At 44.5% G+C, this 12,078-nt stretch carries 10 protein-coding genes; all 10 read right to left on the bottom strand.

The window, feature by feature from the left end; genetic code table 11:
- Positions 1–39: 39 nt before the first annotated feature.
- Complete coding sequence (locus G630_RS0110420) at positions 40–939, bottom strand: diacylglycerol/lipid kinase family protein (RefSeq protein WP_022761102.1); 900 nt, start codon at positions 937–939, stop codon at positions 40–42.
- Positions 940–1,031: 92 nt separating this feature from the next.
- Positions 1,032–1,298 carry an HPr family phosphocarrier protein gene (locus G630_RS0110415; RefSeq protein ID WP_022761101.1) on the bottom strand — a complete coding sequence of 89 codons (267 nt, stop codon included), beginning with the start codon at positions 1,296–1,298 and terminating at the stop codon, positions 1,032–1,034.
- Positions 1,299–1,335: 37 nt separating this feature from the next.
- On the bottom strand, positions 1,336–2,280 hold the full coding sequence (whiA, locus tag G630_RS0110410) for a DNA-binding protein WhiA (RefSeq protein WP_022761100.1): 945 nt from the start codon (positions 2,278–2,280) through the stop codon (positions 1,336–1,338).
- Positions 2,281–2,285: 5 nt separating this feature from the next.
- The gene (rapZ, locus tag G630_RS0110405; protein ID WP_022761099.1) at positions 2,286–3,149 is read right to left on the bottom strand and encodes an RNase adapter RapZ; all 864 of its coding nucleotides are present in this window, start codon (positions 3,147–3,149) and stop codon (positions 2,286–2,288) included.
- On the bottom strand, positions 3,146–4,078 hold the full coding sequence (gene murB, locus G630_RS0110400) for a UDP-N-acetylmuramate dehydrogenase (protein WP_022761098.1): 933 nt from the start codon (positions 4,076–4,078) through the stop codon (positions 3,146–3,148). The genes rapZ and murB overlap by 4 nt, the downstream gene beginning before the upstream one ends.
- Positions 4,068–5,048 (bottom strand): ROK family glucokinase, encoded by a 981-nt coding sequence (locus G630_RS0110395; protein ID WP_022761097.1) that lies wholly within the window; start codon positions 5,046–5,048, stop codon positions 4,068–4,070. Before G630_RS0110395 ends, murB begins: the two co-directional genes overlap by 11 nt.
- A 46-nt stretch (positions 5,049–5,094) precedes the next feature.
- Entirely contained in the window at positions 5,095–6,033 is a 939-nt protein-coding gene (gene hprK, locus G630_RS0110390; RefSeq protein ID WP_026498524.1) for an HPr(Ser) kinase/phosphatase, read from the bottom strand.
- 77 nt (positions 6,034–6,110) lie between these two features.
- Complete coding sequence (uvrC, locus tag G630_RS0110385; RefSeq protein WP_022761096.1) at positions 6,111–7,979, bottom strand: excinuclease ABC subunit UvrC; 1,869 nt, start codon at positions 7,977–7,979, stop codon at positions 6,111–6,113.
- An 82-nt stretch (positions 7,980–8,061) separates the two neighbouring features.
- Positions 8,062–10,347 (bottom strand): ATP-dependent zinc metalloprotease FtsH, encoded by a 2,286-nt coding sequence (gene ftsH / locus G630_RS21490; RefSeq protein WP_022761095.1) that lies wholly within the window; start codon positions 10,345–10,347, stop codon positions 8,062–8,064.
- Between the two features lie 70 nt (positions 10,348–10,417).
- Positions 10,418–11,965 (bottom strand): ASKHA domain-containing protein, encoded by a 1,548-nt coding sequence (locus G630_RS21485; protein ID WP_196805200.1) that lies wholly within the window; start codon positions 11,963–11,965, stop codon positions 10,418–10,420.
- Between the last annotated feature and the right edge of the window lie 113 nt (positions 11,966–12,078).

Below are 12,078 nucleotides of genomic sequence, written 5' to 3'. Positions count from 1 at the left end.
TGAACGGGCAAATTCCTTACCCGTTCGCAGAAACAATCACTAATTCTTATTTGGCACCATGATTTTCAGTGCCTTATTCTCATTTTTAATATCAACATAGGTATGCTCTCCGCCAAACTCACCATCTCTTGTCCAGGCTATACTCTCCTTGGATTCCAAGACAAGATGGCTCGTCTTAAAGCAGTACATCTGCTCCGTATCTATATCACGGTTTAACAGGGCTGCCATGAGATTACTCATATCAAGCATATTGTCGGGGAATTTTACCAGAGTAACTTCGAAAACGCCATCATCAAGCTTTATATGCTTCCCGGTAATATCCTTAAATCCTCCTACCGAAATGGAATTGGTCACCATTCCGAATACAAAATCATCCTCTATGACCATGTCATCCGTCGTAACCTTCATATGATATGAACGGATCTCCGAAAGCCTTTTGGCACCCTCAAATATATACGCCATATGTCCGAGAACATTTTTTATATCCTGTTTGGTTAAATAGGATACATCCGTAAATAATCCGAACGCAGCTATGTACACAAAGGTTTCACCATTCATAACTCCGATATCACAGGCATATTCCCTGCCGGTGACAATAGCCTCGGCAGATGCATGCATAGCAGCCGGAATCCCAAGGCTCATTGCAAAATCGTTTGTCGATCCTGCAGGAACATATCCTATGGGCACACGAGTCTTAGACATCCACATGCCGCTGACAACTTCATCGAGCGTGCCGTCTCCTCCGCTGCAGGTGACAATGTCAAATCCCCTATCTCTGTTTTTAACAGCCTCTATTGCGTCACCCTGCTCCTGCGTAGGATGAACCGTCACTTCGTATCCGGCCTTTGCAAATATATCAATTATGTCCAGCAGATTACTTCTGATACGCTCTTTGCCTGCTTTGGGATTGTAGACAAAAAGCATCTTTTTTTTGTTCATACTGCCTCCACTTATGTTTATAAGTAAACCCCGATTACATTCATTATAATGAATATAACCGGGGCTTTCCATAGGATTCAAACAATATTATCTTATGAGAGCTGTAAATTTCCCATAAGGAAACTTTCCATTCCTGCAACTGCATCTGCCTCATCAGAGCCATCAGCAATCACTGTAACCTCTTCACCTGAATTAAGGTTAAGTGTCATCATGCCCATGATACTCTTGGCATTCACCTTCTTGGACTGTGCCTCGATGTGAAGTGTGCTGTCGTAGCGGCTTGCAAGCTGAACCAACTCGGCAACGGGACGTGCCTCAAGTCCACCCGGAAGCTTGATCTCGATAGATTTTGTTGTCATAATTTCCTCCTCTTAACTGCAAAGAACGCAGCTTCGCTCAGCCTCGTATTTTCTCCGCGAGTTCGCTGAGCTTTCTTAGCCTGTGATTAACCCCGGATTTGCCTACCGGCGGATCCAGATATTTTCCAAGCTCTAACAATGTTGCATCAGGATATTGCAGCCTGACCCTGGCCATATCTTCGAGTCCCTTGGGAAGATTCTCAAATCCGTAATGGTCTCTCAAAAACAATATATCCGCGGTCTGTCTCGATGCTGCATTGACTGTTTTTGTGATATTGGCCGTCTCGCAATTAACCCTTCTGTTTATGGAGTTGCGCATCTCTTTAACTATACGCTCGTTTTCCATATTCATGAGACTTACGGGAGCCTCCATAACATTAAGGAGATCTACTATAGCAGTACTCTCTTTAATATATACGACATAGTATTTTTTGCGCATGACAATTCGCGCCTCTATGTCAAAGCTCTCTATCATCTCTTTTAAGTCATCCGCCATTCTCTCGGATGTACATACAAACTCGAGATGGTATGATTTACTCGGATCACTTACTGAACCAATACACAAAAAAGTGTCTCTTAAAAATGCTCTCTTACAACAGGATTGTCTAACCAGTCTGTGACTGATTCCATCATCTGCTGTCCTGATTTTTCCTGTATCATCTATAAGATGAATGGACTTAAGAATTGATGAAATCTCCTCTGTTCCACTAAGAACAGGCAGGTAAACCTTGCCTCCTGCATGCTCCTCGGGCATTTTATCAAGCACGCTAGCCTCTATATTAAATGCTTTTTTTAGGATTGTAAAGAACTTTCTCGACTGCGCCGCAGCATCTGACTGTAAAAACACAGTGTACATGCCGCTTTCCGAGCACCGTATCAAACCGGAGCCCAAAACAATCGCCGCCAGTTCAGAAAGCTGACAATGCCTCGATGTCGCTATCTGCTTTGCAAGTTCATTTTTAACATCACCGGAAAATGACATCCATATCACCTTGCATGCTTCAAATCTCTGTGATAAATCTTTACCCCGAAATTCTCCGCTTCTTTTAATCTCTCATATATTTCATTTGCTATTGTAACAGATCGGTGCTGACCACCGGTACATCCGATGGCAACCACCAGCTGATATTTTCCCTCATTAATATAACCGGGAACAAGGAATTCCAGCATATCCTTCAGTTTTTCAAGAAACTGTTCGCACTCCGGAAAGCTCTTAACATAGTCCTGAACAGGCTTATCATTTCCTGTAAGATGCTTTAATTCATCAATATAAAACGGATTGGGCAAAAATCTAACATCAAATACCAGATCGGCATCCGATGGAATTCCGTGCTTAAATCCAAAGGACAATACCGTCAAAATCAGGTTACCGCGCTTTTCATTTGCAACGAACAGCCTGTCCATTTCCGTCTTGAATTCACGGGTAAGCAGCTGAGAAGTGTCTATAATATAATCTGCCTGCGAACGAAGCTTCTTAAGAAGCTCCCTCTCCTTCTTGATACCATCTTCAATTCTTCCTTCAGGAGAGAGCGGGTGCCTTCTTCTTGATTCTTTGTATCTCTTTACTAAAACCGCATCCGAGCACTCCAGGAAAAGCACCTCCACAGGAAGTCCTCTTTCCCTGAGTTCTTCAATAACTCTCGGAGCATCCTCAAACCTCTGGCCGGATCTTACATCCAGACCAACTGCAACCTTCGTGATCTCACTGTCTGGCTGCGTTATCAGCTCTGAAAATTTCTCAAACAGTGCCGGAGGCAGATTGTCTACACAGTAGAACCCCGCATCCTCAAGCATATGTATAGCTGTAGATTTTCCTCCCCCGCTCATTCCCGTTACGATTACAATTCTCATGCCTTAAATTCTCCCAAAAGTATTACCTCCGGAGATAGTTCAACTCCGAAAGACTCCATTACCTTTTTTCTGACGTCGCATATAAGCCTATATACATCATCCGAAGTAGCATCACCGGTATTTATTACAAACCCGCTATGCTTCTCGGAGACCTGTGCTCCCCCTACACTGTAGCCCTTAAGTCCGGCATCCTCTATAAGTTTTCCCGCAAAGTATCCCTCAGGTCTCTTAAATGTTGATCCTGCACTTGGATACTCCAGCGGCTGCTTGGAGACACGCCTACTCTTAAGATCCTCCATCAGAGCTTCAATATCTGCTCTGTTTCCTTTTTCAAGTTCAATAAGTGCATCGGTTATAACGCAATTAATTCTCTTAAATACACTTGTCCTGTAATCAAACTCGAGCTCATCACGGCTAAAAATTTTCTCGGTACCATCCTCCATAATAGCAGTTACAGAGCGGACAACCTGCCTCATCTCACCGCCATAAGCTCCGGCATTCATCACAAGTGCACCGCCGATAGAACCCGGTATACCGTGAGCAAATTCAAAGCCTTTAAGTTCTTTATCTCTGGCAAGATTAGCAACAGCTACATTAAGTGCTGCCGCTCCTGCTCTTATAACAGTGTCACTCTCGGGAACAACTTCCGCAAACTCTCCCTCCAGAGACAAGATTATTCCTCTGTATCCTTCATCAGAAACAAGGAGATTGCTTCCGTTTCCGAGAATATAATAGTCCTTGGAAAAGGTCAGCCCTTCCTCATGAAAAAACTTTATCAGCTTTGAAAGAGCCTCTTTTGTTCCTACCTTTACAAAATAATCGGCAGGCCCACCCGTGCGAAACGTGGTGTGCCTGCTCATAATCTCATTTTTTATAATGTTTTGCTTCGGGATAATCTCCGAAAGTTTTACATCCAAATCAATTTTCATTTTTTGAAACCGAATCCAAAACCAGTTTAGCTGCTCCGAAGATTCCCGCATCATTTCCAAGCTTTGCAAGAGCAAACTTTGTTCTCTTTGCGCCGGGGAATACATACTTCTCAAATGAAGGACGAACAAGATCAAAAAGAACGTCTCCTGCCTTTGAAACTCCGCCGCCAAATACGATGATCTCAGGATTGATAGTGGATGCTATCATTGCAAGACCTTTTCCGAGATATTCGCCATAGCGTGTAATTGCTTCATTAGCAAGCTTATCTCCCTTCTTTGCTGCATCGAAGATGTCCTTGCACATGAAGTCTGTACCGCGAAGAACACACTCCTCATCGCTCTCTTCAAGTAATCTATTCATGAGAAGAACTGCGCCTGTCGCACTTGCATACTGCTCAAGACAGCCTTTATGTCCGCATCCGCATACGAGAGTCTCATCGTCATTGATATGAATATGACCGATTTCTCCGCCGGCACCAGTAGCACCGTTAAAGATCTTGCCGTTGTGGATGATTCCTCCGCCTACACCTGTTCCGAGTGTAACCATGAGCATATCCTTGTAGCCCTGGCCGCCGCCCATCCAATATTCTCCGAGTGCAGCTACATTGGCATCGTTACCGCACTTAACGGGAATCTTAACAAGATCGTGAAGCTCATCCTTCATATTGAACTCACTCCAGCCGAGATTAACAGCCTTGAAGATTGTTCCGTCATCGCCGAAGGGGCCGGGTGCACCTGCTCCTACTCCGACTACCTGTGAATCCTTTATTCCTCTCTCGGTCATCTTATTTCTGATCGCCTCAGCGATATCAGGGAGAACATTTTTTCCCTCGTCCTCTGTTCTTGTAGGAATCTCCCACACTTCTATCTTGTGACCGTCCATATCAAGGAGTCCGATTTTTACGGTAGTTCCGCCTATATCAACTCCGAATACATATCTTTCTACTAAACTTGATGTCTGGTTTTCCATTTACACTGCTTCCTTTTTATTATTCTTATTTATTATTTTCTATTTATCAATCGTCGTCATCATGACCCTTGGTGAGCGAATTCTGCACTCTGTTATAAAGCTCCTGAGCAGCATTGTAGCCCATCATCTTCTGTCTGTGGTTAACTGCTGCGGACTCACAGATAATCGCAAGGTTTCTGCCGGGACGAATCGGAATTCTGTGACAAACTATCTTGTTGCCAAGATACTCTGTATATTCCTCTTCAAGACCAAGTCTGTCGTATTCCTTGTCCTTATCCCACTCCTCAAGCTTGATAACAAGGTCAATGTTCTGTGTGTCGCGGACGCTGGATACACCGAAAAGTGTCTTTACATCCACGATTCCGATTCCTCGAAGCTCAATAAAATGCCTCGTGATATCGGGAGCTGTTCCTATAAGTGTCACATCACTTACCTTACGCAGTTCCACCACGTCATCGGACACAAGTCTGTGACCTCTCTTAATAAGCTCAAGCGCAGCCTCGGATTTACCGATTCCGCTTTCACCTGTTATAAGAACGCCTACGCCGTAAACATCAACCAGAACTCCGTGGATGGAAATGCAGGGAGCAAGCTCCACATTAAGCCATCTGATGATCTCAGCCATGAATGATGATGTAGGCTTTTTAGTTACCATTATCGGAACCTTCTCCTCAAGCGCCATCTTTACGAACATCGGATCCGGTATCAGATTTCTGCAGAAAACGACACACGGAATGTCAAAGGATAAAAATTCGCGATATACCCGCTCCTTATCTTCTGCGGGAATGGATTCCATATATGAATATTCTACGAATCCTATAACCTGAAGTCTTGTAGCCTCAAAATGCTCAAAGTAGCCTGCGAGCTGCAGAGCCGGTCTGTTGATATCGGGCTGATGAATTCGAATCTTGGAAACATCGAGCTCCGGGGTGAGGTTTTCAAGCTCCATCTTTTTAATGACAGTTTTTAGCTTTACCGTTGCCATGAGATACCCCCTTTTAACTTACCACAGTTTAGCACACCCACTGGGCTTTTACAATTATTTCATGCCTCCCCGCATCCTTAAGAATGGAAGAAATCATATATCTGTTTCGCGGCATTTTCAGGAATTTCCGGAACCTGCTTAAGCGTCTCTATATCTGCATTTCTGATATCTTCTATGGATTTAAAATGGCGCATAAGAGCTTTTCTTCTGGCAGGACCCACTCCGGGAATCTCATCAAGGGAGCTCTTTACCTGTGATTTACTTCGAAGAGAACGATGGTACTCTATCGCAAATCTGTGTGCTTCATCCTGAATTCTTGTTATGAGCTTAAAGCCCTCGGAACGTCTGTCTATCGGGAGCTCTTCATTATTGAAATAAAGTCCTCTGGTCCTGTGGTTGTCATCCTTAACCATTCCGCACACCGGAATAGTAATTCCCAGTTCTTCAAGAACCTGCAGGCAGATATTTACCTGGCCTCTTCCACCATCCATCAAAATAAGATCGGGAAACTTTGTAAAGCTGCCGTATCTCGCATCTATCTCGCGCACTTCAAGCTCGTGCTTTTCCTCTAGGCCATGCATAAGTCTTCTGGTGAGTACTTCCTTCATGCATGCATAGTCATCCGGGCCTGTGACGGATTTAATCCTGAACTTCCTGTAATCACTGCGCTTTGGTTTTCCCTTCTCATAGACAACCATCGATCCGACATTGGCAAAACCGCTGATATTGGAGATATCGTAGGCCTCCATTCTGATAATTCCATTGATCCCCAGAAGTTTTTCTATCTCTTTTACAGCTCCTATTGTTCTGCCTTCTTCGCGCTTTAGTCTCTCCTTGTCCTTACTCAGAATCAGCTCTGCATTTTGAGCTGCAAGCTCCATCAGCTTTTCCTTCTGCCCTCTCTCCGGGACACTTAGATAAACTCTGCTCCCTTTTCTCTGAGTGAGCCATTTTTCAATTACCTCCATGTCCTCTATGGCTTCGGGAAGCATGAGCTCTCTCGGAATAAAAGGCGTTCCGGCATAGAACTGTTTTACAAAATTCAGCAATATCTCATTTGTGGGATTCTCGGACACATGCGTCATGTAGAAATGCTCTCTTCCGATAAGCCTTCCGTCTCGGACAAAAAAGACCTGCACCACAGCATCATTCTCATCTGCTGCAATGGCCAGTATATCCTTGTCCTCCATGGCTGAATCAGTCATCTTCTGCTTCTGTGCCACCTGTTTTACACTGGTAAGAAGATCCCTGTAGGTTGCTGCTTTCTCGAAATTCAGCTCCTCCGCCGCTGCCTCCATCTTTTCAGTCAGATCCCTGATAATAGGAGTATAATTGCCTTCCAAAAAGTCCAGAGCACCTCGTATCCTCTCGGCATATTCTTCCTTTGAGATTTTTCCGTCGCAGGGCGCAGAGCATCTGTTCATATGATAGTTAAGGCAGGGTCTGTCCAGACCTATGTCTCTTGGCAGAACTCTGTTGCAGGTTCTGAGGCCGTATATCTTGTTTATCAGCTCTATGGTGTCCTTAACTGCTGCCGCACTGGTAAACGGACCGTAATACTTGGACTTATCCTTCTTCATAAGTCTGGAGAATAAGATTCTGGGAAAGTCCTCGGAAACAGTGACCTTTATGTAGGGATAGGTCTTGTCATCCTTCAGCATCGTGTTGTATCTGGGGCAATTTTCCTTGATCAGATTATTCTCAAGGACAAGCGCTTCCAGCTCTGAATCAGTGACGATATACTCAAAGCGAGCAATCTGCTGGACCATGCGGTCAATCTGCGGCCCGCGGCCCACGATTTTCCTGAAGTAGGAGCGCACCCGGTTATTGAGATTCACTGCCTTCCCAACATACATTATCGTGTCATTCTGATCACGCATTATATAAACCCCCGGCTGTTTCGGGAGCTTTTTCAGTTCTTCCTGTACATTAAATTTCTCTTCCATAATTACATCTTATCAAAAAGGCTGCCGCTACGCGACAGCCCTCTGGATTCTTACATACATTTTTGTCTTTTCACAAAAATTCTTAATTCTGATTATCAAAATTGTCAGGCATATGTGAGAAGCGTCCACCACCTGTAGGTGTATCCTCATTCTCTTCCTTCTTCTCAGGCTTGGAGGCATAGGATGCTCCGCCCGGGCCATATGTAGGCTGGCCGTATGTAGGAAGTCCGAAAGATGTCGTGCTCTGCTGCGACTGACCATTGGTAGCGTCTTGAGGCTGCTGCCAGTTTATATATCCCTGCTGGGGCTGTGGCTGCTGCTCAGAAGTAACAGGAACGGGTTCCGGCTCCTTCTCTGCAGAAACAGACTCCTTCTTCTCCTTCTCCTTGATCGGAACATTCTCTCCAACCGCTGCGGATTCGGGACGTGTAGCATAGATTCTTCCGTGCTTTGCCTCCTCCATCTCTTCCTCGGTGGGTTCGGGAATGTTCTCTACCTCACGATAAATCTTCATGAATTCCTTACCGGTGATGGTCTCTTTCTCAATAAGGAACTGTGCGATCTTATCCATGGTATCAATGTGATCGCGAATGATCTGCTTTGCCTTCTCGTAACAGTCGGCAAGAAGCTTTTTCACCTCTTCGTCGACTTCGTACTCAGTCTGCGGACTGCAGTTAAGCACTCTGTTTCCGTCGAGATATCTGTTTTGTATTGATTCAAGCTGCATGAGTCCGAACTTATCACTCATACCGAACATTGTTATCATGCTTCTGGCCATTGAGGTAGCTTTCTCAATATCATTCTCAGCACCTGTTGTAACTGTGTTGAAAATAACTTCCTCAGCCGCACGTCCGCCGAGCGAAACAATGATATCATCAATGATCTCATCCTTGGTCTCAAGGTATTTCTCATCCTCGGGAACCTGCATTACATATCCGAGTGCACCCATGGTTCTGGGAACGATTGTAATCTTCTGAACAGGCTCAGTATTCTTCTGAACCGCACTGATAAGGGCATGTCCGACCTCATGATAGGAGACGATCTTTCTCTCCTCCTTGCTGAGAATTCTGTCCTTTTTCTCTTTTCCAACAAGTACCTGCTCAACGGCCTCCATAAGATCCTGCTGGCAAACATACTCTCTGTGAGCCTTAACTGCATTTATGGCTGCCTCGTTGATCATGTTGGCAAGGTCTGAACCTACAGCACCGCTGGTAGCAAGGGCGATTCCCTTAAGATCAACGGTCTCATCCATCTTAACATCCTTGGAGTGAACCTTAAGGATCTCTTCACGGCCCTTAAGATCAGGCTTATCAACAATGATACGTCTGTCGAAACGTCCGGGACGAAGAAGCGCTTTATCAAGAATCTCAGGTCTGTTTGTAGCTCCGAGAACGAGGACACCCTTTGAAGAATCAAAACCATCCATCTCTGAAAGCAGCTGGTTCAGTGTCTGCTCACGCTCTTCATTTCCGCCGCCGTACTTACTGTCACGGCTTCTTCCGATAGCATCAATCTCATCTATGAAAATAATACAAGGCGCATTTTTGCTGGCCTCTGCGAAAAGTTCACGAACACGGCTCGCACCGACACCGACATACAGCTCAATAAAGTCAGATCCTGCAAGTGAATAAAAAGGAACGTGTGCCTCACCCGCAACCGCTTTGGCAAGAAGTGTCTTACCTGTTCCGGGAGGTCCTACCAAAAGAGCACCTTTCGGAAGCTTCGCGCCGATCTTAACGTATCTGCCGGGATTATGAAGGAAGTCAACGACCTCAACAAGAGATTCTTTTGCTTCATCCTCGCCCGCTACATCCTTGAAAGTAACTCCTGTCTCACGCTGCATGTAAACCTTAGCGTTGTTTTTACCGATACCGAGCGGACCGCCGCCCTTCGACATGCGTCTGAACACAAATGAAAGAATCAGCCACATGAGCAAAATCGGAAGAACATAATAAACGGCAAAGGAGATGATCGCACTCGAAGAATCCGGAATCTCACTGCTTACCGGAATTCCTGCATCAAGAAGTCTCTTCGTAAGTGTGGAATCATCCTCGGCTTTACCCGTATAATATGTCAAAACCGTGGTCGAACCGGAGAAGGGATTGAACTTAAGCTCATCAGAACTTACCTTGGGGATAATGTTGATGCGGTCACTCTCGATCACTACGCTCTCAACCTTCTTATCCTCGATCATCTGAATAAACTCGGAATAAGTTACTTCTTTATTACTGGAACCTGTAACCGCGCGCATGAAATATGTCATGAAAAGCACTGACACAAGCGCAGCAACAACCAGCAGTAATATATTTTGTTTCTTGGGACCGCCTTCTCCGCCTGCCCCATTATTGTTATTATAATTGTTATCCATTGCTTACCTCTTAATCTCGTTTCGTGGTTCCTATCGTTCTATTATAAGTATAACAGATACATAAATCAATTTATAAATTCATAGCTGAAATAAAACTCTCTCCGAAGGTATCTGTACCTGCCAATGAAATCTCACTCGAACGGGCTGCAATATCAGTGATCTTTTTTTGATAATCACAATCTCCGAGCGCCTTTATACAGCCCTTTAGCGAAGTGTTACCTACGCACTCTGTTATGTTTTTATTTATATATTCCTCCGGTAACATCTTTAGTGCTTTTATCATATCAATATCAAGATGTTCACTGAATCCTCCGGCAATATATACCTTATCCACATCTGCGGAAGTAATGCCATGTTCCGAAAGCAGGGTATCTATCCCGCTTCTTATCGCAGCCTTTGCAAGCTGCAGAGCACGAATATCATTCTGCGAAAAAGAAATCGTCTTTTTTTCATCCTTATATAATATAAAACCTTCTTCGAAATATTCATCCGCCAGAAGACCTGTTTCATCGACGATATCGCATCTTCTGAGTTCGGATACAAGTTCAAGTACTCCGCTTCCGCAGATTCCGAGAGGTTCTGTATTTTCTATCGTCCTGTAATCCGCGGTTTTTTTCTCTTTATCAATCTTTACATGCTCTATGGCTCCCGAAACTCCGGCCATACCGCAGGATATACCGCCTCCCTCAAACACCGGACCTGCTGCCGTCGAGCAGACAGTTATTTTTTGGGAGTCCGCAACTGCCATCTCTCCGTTTGTTCCAAGATCAATAAGCATATAGGTTTTACCCTCAGGTATCTTATAAAAATCAAGGGCATACATACCGGATACGATATCCGCTCCAACAAAAGCAGATATACCTGGCATTATTCTGCATTCGGTTTCATCATAAATATCTTTCTCTTCGAATGTGACTCCAAGTACCTCAGAAAAGCTCATCTCCGGATATGAAAGTCTTACGGGTTTATAGGGAGAAATTCCCAAACCCTCACAGGAATCCCCCACCAATAAATGAAGCATGGTAGTATTCCCGGCAATCACGACCTCCTTTAAGGCTACATTTTTAAGAAGTCCCTTCAAATCATCCGTTACCAGCTTTCTCAAAACATCAGCATTGCCCTCATTTGCCGCCTTGATCCTGCTTATAACATCGGCGCCGTAACTTCTTTGATGATTCATGGTTACTGCCTTCTTTATGATGTCATTCCCGTCCTTTGGCGATATGATTGCTGCTGCAATCGTTGTGGTACCGATATCTATGGCTGCAACAAAGTTTCCGGACGAAAGATCCTCGCACTTATCCTCTCTGCTCTCCTCCTTTATACTGAAAGCCTTATCTTCTTTTGCAGTGGAAAGATCAGTCTCAATCTCAGCATCCTCTGTAATTACAGCTCTGCAAGCCAGTCTCCAGCCACTTTTTATCTCATCCTCACTAAAAAACGAGCTGTCAGCTGAAGTCGCCCTGGGGGCACCGCTGACAAACCTCACCTTGCACTTTCCGCATCTTCCCATACCTGCGCAGACCATAGGAATATCCATATTTTCGCGCTTAAATAGCTCGGAGAGTAGCGTCCCTCTGCTGATATTGTATGTTTTTCCATTGTATAACAGTTTCATATGTTCTTTCATCGCTGCAATTGGCAACTTAACCCCATTTAATTTGTACATCTTATTTTATAATTATATCTTAATTGTGGTATAATTTTTATCAGTATTCAATAATGGTCTGA

It is taken from the genome of Butyrivibrio sp. WCD2001 (assembly GCF_000424485.1).
Classification (GTDB): domain Bacteria; phylum Bacillota; class Clostridia; order Lachnospirales; family Lachnospiraceae; genus Butyrivibrio.
The sequence above is the reverse complement of the archived record's forward strand: the minus strand, read 5'-3'. Positions and strand labels throughout refer to the sequence as shown.